Genomic DNA, 16,878 nt, shown 5'->3' on the forward strand with positions numbered 1-16,878 from the left:
GGAGTTGCGTCACTCCGAGGCGCGCGATCCGGCCAGTTCCGACGGTACGGCGGCCCGCAGGGCCGCGCCGAAGGCGGCCACGGCCGGGTGGGCGGCGGCCCCGCTGCGGAAGGCGATCCGGGTGCGGCGCGCCATGGGGAGGCGGGTCAGGCGGACGTCCAGGTCCTCGTGGCCGGAAAGGCCGAGCTGCGGGACGACGGCCACGCCCTGGCCGGCCGCCACCAGGGCGAGGACGGTGGCGAACTCGTCGACCTGGTGGCGGACCCTGGGCGCGAACCCGGCTGCCTGGCAGGCCCGTACGGTCATGGCGTGGCAGAGGGTGCCGGGCGTGGCCGTGATCCACGGGGCGTCCGCATGGACGCGGAGTACCGCGCCCTGGTCGGGGCCGGGCTCGGGGTGCGGTGCGGGGCGGCGCTCGGGCTCGGGTCCGGGGCGGCCGGGAGTCCGCGCCGCGGGCGCGGCCAGGTACATCGCCTCCGTGTACAGCGGCTCGGCCGTCAACCCCGGCTCACGGGGCGCGGGGACGAAGTCGTACTCGTGGACCAGGGCCACGTCCAGGTCCCCGGCCCGCAGGGCGTTCGCGACCGCCGCCGGGTCGGTCTCCGAGACCATCGGCTCCAGCGCGGGGTGACGCCGCGCGAGGCCGGTCAGGGCGGCCGGGACGATGGCCCGGGTGGCGGTGGGGAAGGAGCCGATCCGCAGGACGCCGGCCAGGCCGCTGCGCGCCTCCGCGAGGTCGGCATCGGCCTGTTCGAGGCGTTCGAGAACGGCCTCGGCGTGCCGGACGAGGTTCTGTCCGGCCGGGGTGAGCCGGACCCGGCGGCCGGTGCGCTCCAGCAGCGGCAGGCCGGCCTCGCGTTCGAGGACGCCGAGTTGCTGGGACACCGCCGAAGGGCTGAAGGCGAGGGCCTGGGCCACGGCGGCGATGGTCCCGCGGTGGGCGAGTTCACGGAGCAGACGCAGGCGTCGGACGTCGAGCATCGGCTCAGCTTACGGGTGGGGTAAGGAACGCGAACTGGATTCGACGCTCGGTACGGGTAAGGGTCGACGCATGACACATGACACCGCGGCCACGACCGCCCACGGCCTGCCCCGGGACCACTCCGGCAACCTCCACCGGACCGGCGAACTCCACCGCTCCGGCGACCCCCACCGGACCGCCGGCCTCCACGGGATCCACGTCCCGCTCGTCACCCCCTTCACCCGAGGCGGGGACATCGCCGCCGAGGCCCTGGAGTCCCTCGCCCACGAGGTGCTCGACGCGGGCGCCACCGGGATCGTCGCCCTCGGCACCACCGCCGAGACGGCCACCCTCGACGAGGCGGAGCGCGACCTGGTCACCGATGTGTGCGCCCAGGTCTGCGCGGAGCACGGCGCAGTGCTGACGGTGGGCGCCGGGGCGAGCGGGACCCGGGCCGCGGAGGCCTCGCTGGCCCGGCTGGCGCGGTGGCCGCAGGCGGGCGCGGCGCTGGTGACCGTGCCCCCGTTCGTGCGGCCCTCCGCCGCGGGCGTGCTGGCGCACTTCGCGCGGCTGGCCGAGGTGAGCCCCGTACCGCTGATCGTCTATCACGTCCCGTACCGCACCGGGCAGTCGCTGGACGCGGCCGCGCTGCGGGCGCTGGGATCGCTCGCGGGGGTCGCCGGGGTGAAGTACGCGGGCGGGGGCATCGGCGAGGACACGGTCTCGCTGCTCGGTGACCTGCCGGACGGGTTCGAGGTGCTGGCCGGGGACGACGCGTACGTGTCCCCGCTGCTGGCACTGGGCGCGACGGGCGGGATCCTGGCCTCGGCGCATCTGGCGACGGCCCGGTTCGTGGAGCTCGCCGGAGCCTGGCGGGCGGGGGACGTGGCGCGGGCGCGCACGCTGGGGCACGCGCTGGCCCGGCTGTCCGCAGAGGCCTTCGCCGAGCCCAACCCGACGGTCGTCAAGGGTGCGCTGCACGCGCTGGGGCGGATCCCGACGCCTGACGTACGGCTCCCCCTGCTGCCGGCCTCGGAGGCGGCGGTGGCGGTCGCTCTAGAGCGCCTGGCGGAGCTCCAGAGCTGAGGGTTACGCGCCGGATAACTTCCATGATGGGCGATTTACCCCCTACGTGCGAGTCGCCCAAATGAGGCCCACGGAGAGCAGAGTTGCCCGTATCGGCCGCGAGGCCGCGGGCCCGTGATGTGAGTCACGCCGGATGCGCCAACATCATTTCCCCCGGGAGGTCGATTCCCTTTTCCCGGAAAGGGAATCGGCTATTGCACAGAGACGCCGACAAGGTCATTCACCGGACGTATAGCGGGAAGTCGATCTACCGGTGGATTTCGGCTCTTGTTCCCACCCGGCGGGCTCGCTTACGGTCACCTCGTTCCTGGTGGTACGCAGCCGAATCCGGCCCGCCGCCCGGGCTCTCCGTCCCCCCACGTGAGGAATTCCGCCATGCCCGCAAAGGGAAAGCACCGCCGGCCGAAGCACCACCCGATCACCCGCAAGCTGGCACTCGCCGGCACCGGTGGCGCGGCCCTCACACTCCCGCTGATCAGCGCGACCACCGCCGGGGCGGTGGAGACGACCACCGCTCCCGCGGCTCACACCGCCGCCCCCGCGGCCCGCACCGCCACTCCCACGACCTATTCCGTGGTCCCCGGCGACACCCTTTCCGAGATCGCCGTGGAGCATTCCGTGAGCGGCGGCTGGAAGAAGCTCTACGCGGCGAACCGGAGCGTCATCGGCGACAACCCGGCGATCATCCGGCCCGGTATCAAGCTGAACCTCGGCACCCAGGCCGAGACCGCCCGCGCGAGCAGGTCCGCCGCCCGGCCCGCCATCAAGCCGGCCGCCAAGCCCGCCTACGCGAACAATCTCGACGGATGGATCCGCGAGTCCCTCGACGTCATGGCCAAGCACGGAATTCCCGGTTCCTACAACGGAATTCACCGCAACGTGATGCGGGAGTCCTCGGGCAACCCCCTCGCCATCAACAACTGGGACATCAACGCCCAGAACGGGATCCCGTCCAAGGGCCTGCTCCAGGTCATCGACCCGACGTTCAAGGCCTACCACGTGCCCGGCACCTCGCTGGACTCCTACAACCCGGTCGCGAACATCACGGCTGCCTGCAACTACGCGGCCGCCCGCTACGGTTCGATCGACAACGTCAACGGGCCTTACTAGGAGCGGTAGACCTTCCTGACCTTGCCGTCGGTTCCGGCGAGGACGTAACCGCCCTGGCCGTACTCGTCACTGAGGTACGGGCGCACGGACGGGCTCTGGTCCATCATCCAGGGCTCGACGATCACGTACCGCGAGGTGGGGTTCGCCACTCCGAGGTCCCGCTGGGACTGTTCGAGGAGGGCGGGCAGGGCGTCCCACTCGACCTCGGCCATGTCCATGAGCGGCGCGCGGTCCTTGACGGTGCCGGCCGGGCCGGTCCGGGTGACCTCGCCGCCCCGGTACTGCCAGGAGTCCACGGTCTTCGCTCCGGGGGCCGTGGGGACCGAGGCGATGACGTACTCCTCGTAGATCCGCAGGTTCACGAAGGTGGTCGTGCCCGTCTGCTGCTTCAGGGCGGCCAGCGCGGTCCGGATGCCGTCGGGGGTGAGCAGACCGCCCTGGGGCACGCTCGCCTTGTGCGTGGCGGGCCCGGACGCGGCCGGCTCGGACGCGCCCGGACCCGGCGCGTCGGCGGGCGGCCCGGTGGGCGCCGGGCCGGTCCCCGAGGCGGCGGGGGTACCGCTCGCGCTTCCCTTCGCGCCGTCCTTCGAGGCGGTGCCGTCGGGCAGCAACTGGACGATCCCGATCACCCCGGCGGTCAGGACGGCCGCGAGCGCTGCGGCGAGCACCGCCGGGCTCCGGCGCCGGCCGGGATCCGACGCGACCGACGCCGTGGGCGCGTACGGGGACATGGACGGCCCCGGGTACGGCGACAGGGTCGCGTGCACCGGGGGGCCGTACTGGCCCAGGGCCGGCGGGGGTGTGAGGGGCGGCGTGCTGCCGCCGGGAGCACTGCTCGCGTTCCGGAGCAGCTGTTCCAGCTGCGCCGCGTCGGGCCGAGCGGCCGGGTCCCGTACGAGCAGCCGTTCCAGTACGGGTCCCAGCGCACCGGAGCGCACCGGAGCGGGGATCGGCTCGTCGAGCACGGCGACCACGGTGGCCAGGCTGGTGGCGCGGCGGAGCGGATGCACGCCCTCGGCGGCCACGTACAGCAGCATGCCCAGCGACCAGAGGTCCGAGGCGGCCAGCCCCTCCTCCCCGCGCACCCGCTCGGGCGCGATGTACTCCGGGGAGCCGATGAGCACCCCGGTGGAGGTGAGCCCGGCGGAGCCGTGCAGGGCCGCGATGCCGAAGTCCGTCAGCACGGCACCGCCGTCGGGCCGCAGCAGTACGTTGGCCGGTTTCACATCGCGGTGCAGCACCCCTTCGGCGTGGGCGGCGCGCAGCGCGGAGAGCACCTCGAGGCCGAGCCGCAGCACCTGCGCCACCGGCATCGGGCCGGAGCCCAGCCGCTCGTGGAGCGAGCCGCCCCGGACGAGCTCCATCACAATCCACGGATGCGCGTCCGGGCCGCCCGGAGCTCCCGCAGCCCCCGCACCCTGCGTACCGCCCTCGGCGGCGGGATCCACGATGTGATGGATCGTCACCACGTGCGGGTGGGCCAGCCGGGCGAGGGCGCGGGCCTCCCGGACGGCCCGTTCGCGCAGCTGGACGGCGAGGCCGGGCTGGGCGGCGGCGGTCGCCGGGTCCGGCGGGCGCACCTCCTTGAGGGCGACCTCGCGGTCCAGTGCGATGTCGCGGGCGCGCCACACCGTGCCCATGCCGCCGCTGCCCAGGGGTTCGACCAGCTCGAAGCGCCCGCCGATCAGCCGTCTGCCGGCCTCACTCGTGTCCATGGCCGGTCATCGTAGGCGCCGCCGGGATCAGCAGCGCCGCCGGTCCACCGTGACGGTGCCCTGGGCGGTGGCCACGGTCCGGTCGTAGCACCCGCCGCCGGCCGCGGAGCCGTACAGCCGGTAGCGGGCCGAGGTGGTGCCGACCGCGTGCCGCTGGTCGCGCGGGACGTTCGCCGTGTAGGTGGCGTCGCCCGTGTACCGGTCGTCGAGCCGGACCCGGTCGACGACGCGGCCTCCGCGCAGGGTGACGGTGTCCGCGGCGTCGCCCAGCGAGAGGACGGTGCGCAGCCGGTCCCCGGCGCCCAGGGTGGTCTCGCCCTCCATCGTGTAGGTCCGCGTGGTGCGGGTGGTGTCCTTCCCCCGGGTCACGCTCTCCTCGTCGGTCCAGGTGGCGGTGAGGGCGTCGCGGTTCTCGCCCTCGGTCCAGCGGTGCACCGAGGTGTTGCGGACGGCGCGGGTGACGGTGGTGGCGACCCGCCCGTGGGAGGTGTCCAGGTACCCGGCGACCGTCAGTTCGTGTCCGCCCTCGGTGTCCAGCCGGTGCTCGGCGCCGGGCGTCCAGCGGGAGGAGCCCCGCGGCTCGCTCTGCTCGTGCCGGGTGAGGGATCCGGTGACGACCTCCCGGGCCTCGTCCTGCCACAGCAGCAGGTTGGTGGGCGTGCTCCAGCCGCTCTGCCCGGCCGGCACCCCCGCCACGGACACCTCGATCCGGTGGGAGCGGCCGTCGTTGAGCAGGCCGGCGAACGGGGTCAGGTCGTAGAGGACCGGCTGGACGTCGAAGGCCCGGGGGCCGGGGGTGACGTACCAGAGGAAGGGGTTGGACCAGCCGCCGGTCCAGACGGTGGGGAAGGGCGCGGCGATGCCGGCGAGCCGTCCGTCCACGGAGATCCGGACCTCGCGGTAGGGGCCGTCGGCTGCCTTGCAGGAGTACGGGGCCGCGTCGGGGGTGGTCATGTACCAGTACTCCTCGCAGCCGCCGCCCGAGCCGGTGGCGTAGACCTCGGCGAGGAGCCGCTCGGTGTTGCGCGGGGTGGTGACGTCCGGTGAGGTGAGGGCGAGGACCCGGTCGGGGGTCCCGGCGGGCGCGGTGGCGCCGGTGCGGGGATCGGCGGCGTAGAAGGTGAGGGTGACCTTGACGTCGATGACCCCGGTGTACGTGTCGTTGACGACGTTGCCGATGAGCATCTCGACGGGCTGCGGGCGGGTGAGGGTGTCGCGGTAACGCGTGACGTCCTTCTCGACCGACCAGTTGATTCCGTCGGGCGAGGGCTGGGGGGTGGAGGTGCGGAGGATCTCCACGCCGCCGAGGGAGAGGTGGCCGAGGCGGTCGTACTGGCGGCCCTTGACCTTGCCGTCGAGCCGCAGCACCACCTTGGCCCAGCCGTCGGCGCCGCAGCCCGTGGGCGGCGCGTAGCTCCCCTGGTACGGGGTGAAGTCGCGGAACTGGGCCTCGGCGAGGGTGACCTGGCAGGACCGGGTCGCGGGCCGGGCGACGGGCGGCGCGGCGGTGAGGGGGTCGTGCCAGTCGGTGCCGAACTCGGCGGGCGGGGTCACGCCCGCTCCCGCCCCGGGGACGGCGGGGGTGGCGGCGTTCGCGGGTCCCGCGGTGCCGGCCAGGGTGGCCGCGGCGAGGGTCAGCGCGCCCAGCAGGCCCATGATCCTGTGTCGTCTCATGGGCCCGCAGTGAAACCCGGAGCCCCCGCTTCCCGCTAGCCCCCGACGCAGACGTGGCGGGATCCGGTCCCCCGGCGCGGCGGGTACGGGGCCTGGTGTGCGGGATACGGGACCCCGTGCGGCGGACCCGGGGGCCGGAGCCGGCGGACCCGGGGGCGGGGCGGGTCAGTTCGCGGTGGCGAGCACCACGACGCCGTCGTCGTCCGCGTGGACGGTGTCGCCGGCGCGGAAGGTGACCTCGCCGATCGTGACGGGCCCGTCCACCGTGCCCGCGCCGGTCTTGCCGCTCTTGCGCGGGACCGTGCCCAGCGCCTTGATGCCGAGGGCGAGCTCCCCGAGGGCCACGCTGTCGCGGACCGCGCCGCTGATGATCAGACCCGCCCAGCCGTTGCGTTCGGCGGCGCCGCCGATCAGGTCGCCGATGAGGGCGGTGCGCAGGGATCCGCCGCCGTCGACGACGAGTACGGCGCCCTCGCCCGGGGTGTTGACCAGTTCTCGCAGCAGGGCGTTGTCCTCGTGGCAGGACAGCGTCCGTACGGGGCCCGCGAACTGCCGGTGGCCACCGTACTGGTGGAACTGGACGGCGCAGATGCCGAGCGCCTCGCCGTGCTCGTCGTACAGGTCGGTGGTGGGGACGGGGATGACGCTCATTGCTCTGCCGGTTCCTCACTGCTCGTACTGCTGCTGTCGTGTCGGTCCAGGCAGCCAGGGTAATCGGCGGTGCGCGGCCCCTCCGGGCCCGGTTCCACGGGCCCGGTCCGTCAGCGTTTCAGGGCCCGGTACCGCTTGAGCAGCGCGGTGATCTTCTCGGGGTCCGCCTTGCCGTTCAGTTCGGCGAGGAGGTCGTCGGGGCAGAGTTCTTGAAGTGCTCTCCCGGCTGAAGCCGGGAGATTCCTGCTTACCTTGCGGCAGCGGGCTTGACGCGTTTGGCACGCCTGACGACTGCCCTCCCGGCAGCCGGGATGAGCGCGTGGCCCATCCGGTACAGGTGCAAGACGTTCCGGGCTGCGTTCCAGTCGGCGCTGCCTGACCAGCCGCAGTCCGGGTTCTTGCACACGAACACGGCCTGGGACTCTCGGCTCCCCGGCGTGATGAAGCCGCACGCGGAGCATCGCCGGGAAGTATTGGGGGCCGGGACCTTGTGCAGGGTGCCGCCGAGCTGGGCGGTCTTGTACGTCAGCATGGTGACCGTCCGGCCCCACGCCTCCCCGCTGATGGAGCGGTTCAGCCCGGATTTCTGGGCGACGTTCTTCCCCGGCTCTTCGATGGTTCCCCTGGCCGACTTGACCATGTTCGTGATGGTGAGTGCTTCGACCACAACGGTGCCGTACGTGCGGGCGATGGCGGTGGTCGTCTGGTGCTGCCAGTCCAGGGCCCGGCGCTTGGCTTTCGCGCGGAGTCCTGCGATCTGGTCGTAGGTGTGGTGCAGCCGGCGGCTGGTGCGCTCGCCGGGCTTGCGGTGCTGCTTACGCTGCGCGGCGCGCTGCTCCAGGTGCAGAAGCCTGGCTTTCTCCTTGCCGGTCAGCCATTCGCCGTGCTCGTACGTTTCGCCGTCCGAGAGGGCTATGGGCACGGTGACGCCCACATCTATGCCGACGTCCGGCCCCTGGTGGGGATCGGGCTTGGCCTCCAAGGTCCGAACACGGAAGGCGATGTGCCAGCCGAGCACGTCCTTGACCAGCCGCGCCCCGGTGATCCGGTTCTCCCCGTTGGCGTGCTTGCCCACGGGCAGGTCCTTGGTCCACCGGAATCGGACCCGGCCCACCTTGGGAATGTTGGCCATGCCCCAGCGGCGGTGCACGCGGGTGATGTTCAGGTCCCGGCCCTGCGGAACGTCCACGGACATCACCGTGCGGAACCGGCCCTTGAAATTCGGGGCGTCGGCGCGGCCGTCCCAGCAGTTCTTCCACGCCTGGAAGTACGTCTTCAACACCGCTTGCGCGGCCTGCGCGGGAAGGACAGCGAGAAAGTCGATGTCCTCGCGGGCCTGGCGGATCGCGGCGTCCGCGTTCGCAAGAGTCCGTTTTTCCTTCGGCATCATCCGCCACCAGGCGTGCAGCAGGTTCCACATGGTGCGGGCCGCGTGCGCCTGGCCATCAGTCTTCAACACCTCGGCGCGCGATAGCGAAAGACGGGCACGGTGCCCGAACTGCCGCTTCACCAGGGAGTCTTGACTCACAACGGAAACCCTAACATTGGCTTATGTCACCACGCTGGAAACCTAATCCCGATGTCAGAACGGGTCGCCATGTTGTTTACAACCTGCACGTTCACTTGGTTTTTGTCACGAAGTACCGGCGGAAGGCGTTCACCGACGTCATGCTGACCCGCACCGAAGAGATCATGGGGGAGGTCTGCGCCGACTTCGAAGCCGAGCTGAAACAGTTCAACGGCGAACAGGACCACGTGCACCTGCTCGTGCACTACCCGCCGAAGGTGCAGCTTTCCAAGCTGGTCAACTCCCTCAAAGGCGTCAGCTCCCGCAGGCTGCGCCAGGAGTACGAGAGCCACGTCCGCCGGTACCTGTGGGGCGGACACTTCTGGTCCGGCTCCTACTTCGCCGGCTCATGTGGCGGCGCACCCCTGACCGCCGTCAAGCAGTACATCGAAAACCAGCAACGCCCCGTCTGACCGTCACCCCGGAGGCGCAGAGCACTCCGACGCTCCGCGCCTCCGGGCCAAGGATGGCCTTCACCCCCGCCCTGAAGGGCGGAGCACTGGCCAAGATCAGAGGTAGAGCTCGCCCCGCCAACGGCCGCCCTTGGTCTTCCAGATCCGGTATCCGCCGGGTACGCCCCGTGCCACGTAGTCGCGCCGGCTCATCCCCCGCCCCTCAGTCGCGCGAGTTGCCGAAGAGCAGACGGTAGCCGATGAGCAGGACGAGCGAGCCGCCGATGGCGGCGCCCCAGGTGGCGAGGTCGAAGAACTCCGTCTGGATCGGCCGGTCCAGGAACTTCGCCGAGAGCCAGCCGCCGATGAAGGCTCCGGCGACGCCGATGAGGGTGGTGCCGATCAGACCGCCGGGGTCACGGCCGGGAAGCAGGACCTTGGCGACGGCTCCGGCCAGCAGGCCCAGGACGATCCAGCTGACGATCCCCATGCCAGTCACTCCGTTTCGGTGGTTCGGGTGTTCACCCAGGAGGACGTGTTCGAGACCGGAACGGTTCTCCGGCCGACCGCAGCCGCCGCGCTCAGGCCGCCGCGCTCAGGCCACCGCGCGGCTGATCGGCACGATGGCGGCGGGCGGGACAAGCGGTACGGGCATCCCCGGCACGCCGGGCGTGACCGCCGCAGTGGGCGCAGGAGGAGCCGGGTGGCCGGGGGTGGCAGGCGTGGTGGCCGGAGTTCGCGCGGCGGCGGGCGGGGCCTGCACCGCGGGGGGCGGGGTCCGGGTCAGCAGGAGCACCCCGCGTGCCGCCGCGACGGCTCCGGCCGCCGCCAGCAGCACCCCCACCGCACCGCCCTGGAGGCGTTCGCCGAGCAGGACCATGCCGATGGCGGCCGCCGCCAGCGGATTGGCCAGGTTGACCACGGCGAGGGGAGCGCCGAGCCCGCCCCGGTAGGCCCGCTGGGACAGCAGCATCCCGCCGACCGCGAACACCACGACGAGCAGGGCCACCGCGACCACCCGGACGCTGAGCAGGGCTCCGCCGCGGCCGGCCGCCACGGCCACGGTCTGGGTCAGGGCCGAGGCTGCCGCGGAGGCCAGCCCGGAGGCCGTCGCGTGCCGCAGCCCCGAGCGCGGGTCCTTGGCGGCGGTCAGCATCAGGATGACGGCGGCCGTCGCCCCGGAGACGGCCAGCGCCTCGGCCAGGGTGAGGGTGTCGTCGGGGGCCGGCCCGGAGGCGGGGAGCAGCAGCAGGCCGAGCCCGGCGACGGTGGCGAGGGTGCCCCGCCATTCGGTGGCCGCCACCCGGCGCCCGGCTCCGCGCGCGCCCAGCGGGACGGCGGCCACGAGGGTGAGCGCGCCGAGCGGCTGGACCAGGGTGAGCGGCCCGTACCGCAGGGCGGCCGCGTGCAGCAGCGCAGCGGCGGCGTTCAGCCCGGCCGACCACCACCAGGCACCGGAGCCGAGCAGGGCACTGGCGCTGCGGGCGACGGCGGCGCGGGCCAGCCGCTCCTGGGCGACGGCGGCGGACGCGTAGGTCACGGCGGAGGCCAGGCAGAGCCCTACGGCGAGGGCGGTGGCGTTCACCGTCCCACGCCCTCGGGGAGGTTCCGCGGCCGCGGCAGACCGCGTACGCCGATGGCGTCGGCGTCGGCGTCGGCGTCGGCAGCCTCCGGCGCCGGGTCCCCGTCGCCGGACAAAGCCGCACGGTCCGTGTCGGCATCACCGGCCTCCGGCGCCCGGTCCGCGGCGGCGTCCGCCGGGCGCCCCGGCCGCGGGACGAGCAGCAGGGCCGCCCCGAGCAGGACGGTCGCCACGATCGCGTCGAGCCAGTAGTGGTTGGCGGTGCCGACGACCACGAGCAGGGTCACCAGCGGGTGCAGCAGCCACAGGGCGCGCCATCGCGACCGGGTGGCCGCGATCATGCCGAGCGCGAGCATCAGCGCCCAACCGAAGTGCAGGGAGGGCATCGCGGCGAACTGGTTGGCCATGGTGTCGGAGGCCGGCGCGGCCCCGTACACGGTGGGCCCGTAGACCTGTCCGGTGTCGATCAGGTGGGCTTCGCCGAGCATCCGCGGGGGCGCGAGCGGGAAGCCGAGGTGCAGGGCCAGGGCGGCTCCCGTGAGCACGGCCAGGACGCGGCGCGCCCACAGGTAGTGGACCGGGCGGCGCAGGTAGAGCCAGACCAGGAAGAGCGCGGTCGCGGGGAAGTGGACGGCCGCGTAGTAGGTGTTCGCGGTGTGGACGAGGGCGTCGCCGTGCAGCAGCAGGCGTTGGACCGCGCCCTCGCCGGGCAGGTGCAGGGCGCGTTCGGCGTCCCACACCCGTGCGGCGTTGCGGAAGGCCTCCTCGGTGCGGTCCGTGGCGAGCGTCCGGCCGGCCTTGTAGACGGTGAACAGTCCCGCGACGAGCAGCAGCTCGCGTATGAGACGGCGGCGCGCGGCTCTCCGTCCGGCTGCCGGTCCGGCAGGTGTGGTCTGGGACATCCCCCGGTCTCTCTTTCCTGGTGCTCGGATCTCGTTTCCGCGGCTGGTCGGGGCCGCGCGCACTGCGACACGCCAGTGTATCGATACATTCGCGTATCGATACGCTGGTGTACCGATACGGTTCCGTTTCCCGTACACTTTGTACGGAAGACAGCCCGAGGAGACCTGAGGAGAGCCGCACCATGACGTCGACGCCGACGCCGACCCCCGCGCGGCGCTCCAAGATCACCCCGGAGCGCGAGCAGGAGTTCTACGACGCCGTACTGGACCAGCTGCGCGAGCACGGCTACGAGGCCCTGACCATGGAGGGCGTCGCCGCCCGGGCCAGCTGCGGCAAGTCCACGCTCTACCGGCAGTGGAAGACCAAGCCGCAGCTCGTCGCCGCCGCCCTGCGCGCGGGCCGACGGGGCACGCTCGTCGCGGTGGACACCGGGACCCTGGCCGGCGATCTGCACGAGGCCGCGCGGATCGCGGCCGGCACCTCGGGGCGTGACACCCGGCTCACCCAGGCCCTGGGGCATGCCGTGCTCAGCGACGAGGAGTTGCAGGCAGCCCTGCGCGAGGCGCTGGTGGAGCCCGAACTGGCGGCCTTCGACGCGATGGTGGCGCGGGCCGTGGCGCGGGGCGAGATCGCCGCGGACCACCCGGCGGTGGAGTTCCTGCCGGCCCAGCTGATGGGCGTGCTCCGGATCCGGCCCGTCCTGGAGGGCCGGTACGCCGACGCCGACTACCTGGTCCGGTTCGTCGACGCGGCCCTGCTCCCGGCCCTGGGCCTGTCACCGCCGGCCGCCCAGGCCACCTGAACCGGCGGGCCGCCGTCCCGATGACCGGACGGTGACCTGCCCGCGCTGCCTCGTGGGGACGGCGGCAGCGCGCCACCCGGACCGGGCGGTGGCCACTCCTGAAGGGAGTGATCACCGCCCGATCTGTGCGGACCACCTCACTCCCGATACCGGGTCCGGACGTCCATTCGCTCCCCTGTACGGTTCCGGTGGGCTGGCGCCGGGTGTTCGCCGCGGCGGAGCCCGTCACGTTCACTTCGGCACGGCCCCCAGGAGCACCACGCATGTCCCCCCTCAGACGGCCGACCCGGTCCGCGGTCCTCGCCACCGCGGCTCTGCTTGCGGTTTCCGCGCTGACAGCCTGCGACGACGGCGGCGCCAAGAAGGCCGACGCCAAGATCGCGGCCTCGCCCTCTCCGAGCCCCTCGCCCACCGCTCTGCCCGCCGCCCTCACGGGCCAGCAGCTCGCCTGGCAGGGCTGCGCCGCCCCCTCGGCGGCCCAGGGCGGCGGCGAGGCTCCCGGCGCCGGATGGGAATGCACCGCGATGAAGGTGCCGCTCGACTACGCGCAGCCGGCCGGCGAGACCATCGACCTCGCCCTCATCCGCAAGAAGGCCACGGACTCGGGCAAGCGGATCGGCTCCCTGGTCTACAACTTCGGCGGCCCCGGCGGCTCCGGCGTCCAGACCCTCCCCCTCGCGGCCGCCGAGGACTACAAGAAGCTCAACGCGGTGTACGACCTGGTGAGTTTCGATCCGCGGGGGGTCGGCAACAGCGCGGGCGTCAAGTGCGTCGACGACAAGACGATGGACGAGCTGAACGCCTCCGAGGACTCCGAGGGAAGCCGGAAGAAGTTCACCGAGGGCTGCAAGCAGAACTCCGCGAAGATCCTCCCGCACGTCGGCACCACCAACGCCGCCCGCGACCTGGACGTCATGCGCCAGGTCCTCGGCGAGCAGAAGCTCAACTACTTCGGCATCTCCTACGGCACCGAGCTCGGCGGCGTCTACGCCCACCTGTTCCCGGCGAACGTCGGCCGCACTGTCTTCGACGCCGTCGTCGACCCGACCCAGGACTCCGTCCAGAAGTACCTCGGCCAGGTCAAGGGCTTCCAGAGCGCCCTCGAACACGCCATGCAGTACTGCGTGAAGAAGTACAAGGCCAACTGCCCGACCGGCCCCAACGCCACCACCGGCGCCGAGCGGATCAACGCCATGCTGGCGAAGCTGGAGAAGAAGCCCGCGGCCGCGGAGGGCGGCCGCAAGCTGACCGCCGACATGGCGGAGACCGGCATCATCGCCACGCTCTACAGCGAGGACAGGTGGGACCACCTGGTTCAGGGGATCGCCGAGGTGCAGAAGAACGGCACGGGGAACAACCTCCTCTACGCCGCCGACACCATGTCCGGCCGTGACGACAAGGGCCGTTACGACACCTCCGTGGCAGCGCACGGGGCCATCCGCTGCGCCGACGACAGCACCCGGATCACCGCCGAGCAGGCCGCGGCCCTGGTGCCCGAGTTCCGCAAGGCCTCCCCCGTCTTCGGCGAGGTCACGGCCGAGGAGCTCATGGCCGACTGCCAGGACTGGCCGGTGAAGGGCGAGCGGGCCAAGCCCGAGGTGAGCGCCACGGGCGCCGCACCGATCCTCGTCATCGGCAACACCGGTGACCCCGCGACGCCGGTCGAGGGTGCCCGCCGGATGGCCGACGCGCTCGGCAAGGGCGTGGGCATCGGCCTCACGGTCAAGGGCGAGGGCCACGGCACCTACGGGGTCAACTCCTGCGCCACCAAGACCGTCGACGAGTTCCTGATCGACGGCAAGGTCCCGGCCGACGGCGGCACCTGCGAGTAACACCCCGGAGCGGCCCGGCCCCGTCGGGCCGGGCCGCTCCCGTACTCACGGCCGGTCGGCGCCCATCGTGCGCGCGAACTCCTCCGGGCCGGCGTCGAAGCCGCGCATCCGCGCGTCGAGCGACCAGCTCCCGGAGGCGTCGCGGGTGAACTCGGCGACGGTGGCCGCCGTGGCGTCCGGAACGGACTCGAAACCGCTCGCGGCGAGGTCGGTGTGGCCTTCGCGGATACGCACCCCCGTGCCGGCGACGTCCGCGAAGGTCTTGCCGACGCCCGCGCCCGCGTCGGCGCCCTGGATCACCACGCCCACCACCACCCGGCACAACCGGGCCGCCATCCGGTCCAGTTCGATGGTCATCACCTCGTCGAAGCCGAAGCCCTGACCGGTGTGGCTGTCCCGGTTCAGCGTGATGGTGCCGTCGGGCGAGCGGCTGCCGAAGTGCACCAGGTGGACCGGTTCCCCGTGCGGGTCCGCCGCGTCGTAGACCGCGGCGACGATGTCCAGGTCGTTCGCGGGTGTGCCCGCGCCGCTGGGGTCCCACCGCAGTGCGACCTCCACCTTGGCCAGGCCCTTTTGTACACCAGTCACCGAACTCCCCCTCCAGACACCGGGCATTGCCCGGTCATCGTCCCACGTGCGCGCCCGGCCGGGCCGGACGACCGTACGTTCCCGGCCACAGCGACCGGGCGGTCCGAGCCGCTCAGCGGGCGACTCGCACGGTCTGCCGCCGGCTCCGGGTGCCGGGGCCTGGGCCGATGTGGGCGTCGGGGTGCGTGCTCATGCCTGCCAGACCCGCATTTCCCGCTCGCCGATCCACCGGTTCCACCACCGGGCGCCGATGCCCGGGTACTCCTCGTCCACCCGCTGCTTCAGGAAGCCCAGATCGGCGCTGCGGTAGCGGCGTACGACGTGGGAGAGCGACATCTCCCGGTGGTCGAGCACGTCGATCCGGGATCCGGCCGCCAGGAAGGCCCGGACCAGGGCCGCCGAGCCGCCGTTGTGGGCCGCCGCGTACAGCGGGGTCTGCTGTTGGCTGTCCCGTGCCTCCAGGTCGAGTCCCGCGTCCAGCAGCCGGGGCAGCAGCTCCTCGTGGTCGAGCTGGTGCAGGACGTGCAGCAGCCCGCGCCGGGCGCCGTCGCAGATCCGGGGGTCGACGCCCGCGTCGAGCAGCGCCACCACGGCCGGGGTGTCCCCGTGCTGGGCGCGCAGGAACAGCTCCCGCTGCTCGGCCCGCAGGCCGCGCGGCAGCCGGCCCAGGCCCGTCGTCCAGCTCTGCTCCACGGCGAAGCACCCGGCGACCGCTCCGCCGGACGCCAGCAGGGCGCGCTCCCGTTGCCGCTCCTCAAGGCTGTGCGGCAGCTCCAGGACCCCGCCGCGCGAGCGGACCTCGTGCCACTGGGCGCCGCAGCGCACCTTCACCGGCCCGGGCAGGGCGGGGCCGGGCGGGCCGGCCGCAGGGCCGCTGTCCGGGAAGAGGGCCGCGGTGACCAGCGGGTGCAGCTCCTCGGGGGTGATCAGGCCGGAGCGCACCAGTTCGAGGTCGGGCAGGCGCCGCCAGGCGTACTGAGGGAGCCGGGGGACCTCCTTCTGCTGCTCCCGTGTGATGACGCGGGCCCGGATCCGCCCGTGCGGACCGGGGCCGTCCTGTGCCAGCTCGAGGGTGCGGCCGTAGGGCGGGGCGAACCGGAACCGGTGGCCCGCGCCCGCCGCCGCGAGGCGCCGGACCTCCTCGGCGAGCCGGGTGAGGTCGAAGGTGGCCCGCCCCAGCTGTGCCGCCGTGTCGATCGAGGGCTCGTAGTAGTGCTGGGGAGGGACGGTCAGGTCCTGCTCCATGCCGACGGCCGCGAACGCCAGGGCGGCTCCGCCGGCCAGCTGGATCAGGGTGACCCACTCGGCGCGTGCGGCCGGATCGGCGGCGTCGGGTTCGTCGACGGGCAGGTCGTCGGGGTCGAGCGGGGAGCCGTCCGGGCGGAAGAAGGGCAGCCGTCCCGCGCCCCCGCCGAAGCGTGCGCGCAGGCCGGCGCTGTGGCGGGCGTCCCAGAGCGGACGGGCCGTGGTCCAGTCCTCCACGGTGAAGGTCATGCCGAACACGGCGTACAGCTCGCGGTGCGCGAGCGGCGCGCAGTGCAGGCGCAGCCGCTGCGGGCCGCCGATCAGCGGAGAGGTGGTGACCGACAGCACCGGCGCGTCCGGGTCGCGCGGGGCGCCGGGCCGCTGCCCGTAGTGGGCGAGCACGATCCGCAGGCCGGGGGCGATGGTGGTGTGGCCGCCCAGCACCCGGGGCAGATGCCAGCGCAGCAGGTCCGGGGCGAGGTGGCGGAGGTCGTCTTCCAGCGCCTCGGCGAGGGGGGCACCGTAGCGGGCCGCCATGTCGGCCGGGTCGAAGGTGACGTCGAAGGCGGCGGCCGCGCAGGACGCCCGCCAGTCTCCGGCCAGCCGGTGGGCGGTGGCGCGCTCGATCATCCAGCCCGGCACGGCGTAGCGGCGGATCCGCCGCCATGCCTTGAGGTCCACGGGATCGTAGCCGCCGGGCAGTTCGGCGCGCCGCATCATCGCGGCACGCCGCCGTCACCCGTCGGCTGCGTCATCACCATTCCCCCGGT

15 protein-coding genes are annotated in these 16,878 nt (G+C 73.1%); 5 read left to right on the forward strand and 10 right to left on the reverse strand.

Translation table 11 applies throughout. From position 1 onward, the window contains the following. Positions 1-9 precede the first annotated feature (9 nt). On the reverse strand, positions 10-981 hold the full coding sequence (locus OG447_RS23125) for a LysR family transcriptional regulator (RefSeq protein ID WP_266939081.1): 972 nt from the start codon (positions 979-981) through the stop codon (positions 10-12). A gap of 70 nt (positions 982-1,051) precedes the next feature. Between OG447_RS23125 and OG447_RS23130 the strand changes: the two genes are divergently transcribed. Beyond that, complete coding sequence (locus OG447_RS23130; RefSeq protein ID WP_266939082.1) at positions 1,052-2,047, forward strand: dihydrodipicolinate synthase family protein; 996 nt, start codon at positions 1,052-1,054, stop codon at positions 2,045-2,047. A gap of 375 nt (positions 2,048-2,422) precedes the next feature. Then, complete coding sequence (locus OG447_RS23135) at positions 2,423-3,157, forward strand: LysM peptidoglycan-binding domain-containing protein (RefSeq protein ID WP_266939083.1); 735 nt, start codon at positions 2,423-2,425, stop codon at positions 3,155-3,157. Here the strand turns inward: OG447_RS23135 and OG447_RS23140 are convergent. The 4 genes from OG447_RS23140 to OG447_RS23155 all read right to left on the reverse strand — a co-directional run bounded on the left by OG447_RS23140 (position 3,154) and on the right by OG447_RS23155 (position 8,725). Next, positions 3,154-4,872, reverse strand: a complete 1,719-nt coding sequence (locus OG447_RS23140) for a serine/threonine-protein kinase (protein WP_266939084.1) — start codon at positions 4,870-4,872, stop codon at positions 3,154-3,156. The genes OG447_RS23135 and OG447_RS23140 overlap by 4 nt on opposite strands. A 27-nt stretch (positions 4,873-4,899) precedes the next feature. Next, positions 4,900-6,546, reverse strand: a complete 1,647-nt coding sequence (locus OG447_RS23145) for a peptide-N4-asparagine amidase (protein ID WP_266939086.1) — start codon at positions 6,544-6,546, stop codon at positions 4,900-4,902. Between the two features lie 165 nt (positions 6,547-6,711). After that, a complete protein-coding gene (gene rraA / locus OG447_RS23150; RefSeq protein WP_266939087.1) occupies positions 6,712-7,197 on the reverse strand; it encodes a ribonuclease E activity regulator RraA in 486 nt (161 codons plus the stop codon). Between the two features lie 247 nt (positions 7,198-7,444). After that, a complete protein-coding gene (locus OG447_RS23155) occupies positions 7,445-8,725 on the reverse strand; it encodes a transposase (protein ID WP_266939088.1) in 1,281 nt (426 codons plus the stop codon). 23 nt (positions 8,726-8,748) lie between these two features. On the opposite strand from OG447_RS23155, the gene tnpA reads away from it, so the two are divergent. Continuing rightward, on the forward strand, positions 8,749-9,177 hold the full coding sequence (gene tnpA, locus OG447_RS23160; protein ID WP_266934943.1) for an IS200/IS605 family transposase: 429 nt from the start codon (positions 8,749-8,751) through the stop codon (positions 9,175-9,177). A 202-nt stretch (positions 9,178-9,379) separates the two neighbouring features. Here the strand turns inward: tnpA and OG447_RS23165 are convergent, their stop codons facing one another. From OG447_RS23165 to OG447_RS23175, 3 genes are all read right to left on the reverse strand, one after another. Then, positions 9,380-9,646, reverse strand: coding sequence for a GlsB/YeaQ/YmgE family stress response membrane protein (locus OG447_RS23165; RefSeq protein WP_266939089.1), 267 nt, complete (start codon positions 9,644-9,646; stop codon positions 9,380-9,382). Positions 9,647-9,751: 105 nt separating this feature from the next. Beyond that, a complete protein-coding gene (locus OG447_RS23170; RefSeq protein ID WP_266939090.1) occupies positions 9,752-10,741 on the reverse strand; it encodes a hypothetical protein in 990 nt (329 codons plus the stop codon). After that, entirely contained in the window at positions 10,738-11,640 is a 903-nt protein-coding gene (locus tag OG447_RS23175; RefSeq protein WP_266939092.1) for a phosphatase PAP2 family protein, read from the reverse strand. Before OG447_RS23175 ends, OG447_RS23170 begins: the two co-directional genes overlap by 4 nt. Positions 11,641-11,822: 182 nt before the next feature. Between OG447_RS23175 and OG447_RS23180 the strand changes: the two genes are divergently transcribed. Then, a complete protein-coding gene (locus OG447_RS23180; protein ID WP_266939093.1) occupies positions 11,823-12,443 on the forward strand; it encodes a TetR/AcrR family transcriptional regulator in 621 nt (206 codons plus the stop codon). 263 nt (positions 12,444-12,706) lie between these two features. After that, positions 12,707-14,275 (forward strand): alpha/beta hydrolase, encoded by a 1,569-nt coding sequence (locus tag OG447_RS23185; RefSeq protein ID WP_266939094.1) that lies wholly within the window; start codon positions 12,707-12,709, stop codon positions 14,273-14,275. 45 nt (positions 14,276-14,320) lie between these two features. On the opposite strand, the gene OG447_RS23190 is transcribed toward OG447_RS23185, so the two are convergent. Together OG447_RS23190 and OG447_RS23195 are read right to left on the reverse strand one after the other, a co-directional pair. Beyond that, positions 14,321-14,863, reverse strand: coding sequence for a TerD family protein (locus OG447_RS23190; protein ID WP_266939095.1), 543 nt, complete (start codon positions 14,861-14,863; stop codon positions 14,321-14,323). Positions 14,864-15,052: 189 nt separating this feature from the next. After that, positions 15,053-16,828 (reverse strand): ankyrin repeat domain-containing protein, encoded by a 1,776-nt coding sequence (locus OG447_RS23195; RefSeq protein ID WP_266939096.1) that lies wholly within the window; start codon positions 16,826-16,828, stop codon positions 15,053-15,055. Between the last annotated feature and the right edge of the window lie 50 nt (positions 16,829-16,878).

This window comes from Streptomyces sp. NBC_01408, from assembly GCF_026340255.1.
Classification (GTDB): Bacteria; Actinomycetota; Actinomycetes; order Streptomycetales; family Streptomycetaceae; genus Streptomyces.

Bases quoted from the DNA above. Each gene is read 5' to 3' on its own strand.
- OG447_RS23125 (WP_266939081.1), bottom strand. From the start codon at position 981: ATGCTCGACGTCCGACGCCTGCGTCTGCTCCGTGAACTCGCCCACCGC.
- OG447_RS23130 (WP_266939082.1), top strand. From the start codon at position 1,052: ATGACACATGACACCGCGGCCACGACCGCCCACGGCCTGCCCCGGGAC.
- OG447_RS23135 (WP_266939083.1), top strand. From the start codon at position 2,423: ATGCCCGCAAAGGGAAAGCACCGCCGGCCGAAGCACCACCCGATCACC.
- OG447_RS23140 (WP_266939084.1), bottom strand. From the start codon at position 4,872: ATGGACACGAGTGAGGCCGGCAGACGGCTGATCGGCGGGCGCTTCGAG.
- OG447_RS23145 (WP_266939086.1), bottom strand. From the start codon at position 6,546: ATGAGACGACACAGGATCATGGGCCTGCTGGGCGCGCTGACCCTCGCC.
- rraA (WP_266939087.1), bottom strand. From the start codon at position 7,197: ATGAGCGTCATCCCCGTCCCCACCACCGACCTGTACGACGAGCACGGC.
- tnpA (WP_266934943.1), top strand. From the start codon at position 8,749: ATGTCACCACGCTGGAAACCTAATCCCGATGTCAGAACGGGTCGCCAT.
- OG447_RS23165 (WP_266939089.1), bottom strand. From the start codon at position 9,646: ATGGGGATCGTCAGCTGGATCGTCCTGGGCCTGCTGGCCGGAGCCGTC.
- OG447_RS23175 (WP_266939092.1), bottom strand. From the start codon at position 11,640: ATGTCCCAGACCACACCTGCCGGACCGGCAGCCGGACGGAGAGCCGCG.
- OG447_RS23180 (WP_266939093.1), top strand. From the start codon at position 11,823: ATGACGTCGACGCCGACGCCGACCCCCGCGCGGCGCTCCAAGATCACC.
- OG447_RS23185 (WP_266939094.1), top strand. From the start codon at position 12,707: ATGTCCCCCCTCAGACGGCCGACCCGGTCCGCGGTCCTCGCCACCGCG.
- OG447_RS23195 (WP_266939096.1), bottom strand. From the start codon at position 16,828: ATGATGCGGCGCGCCGAACTGCCCGGCGGCTACGATCCCGTGGACCTC.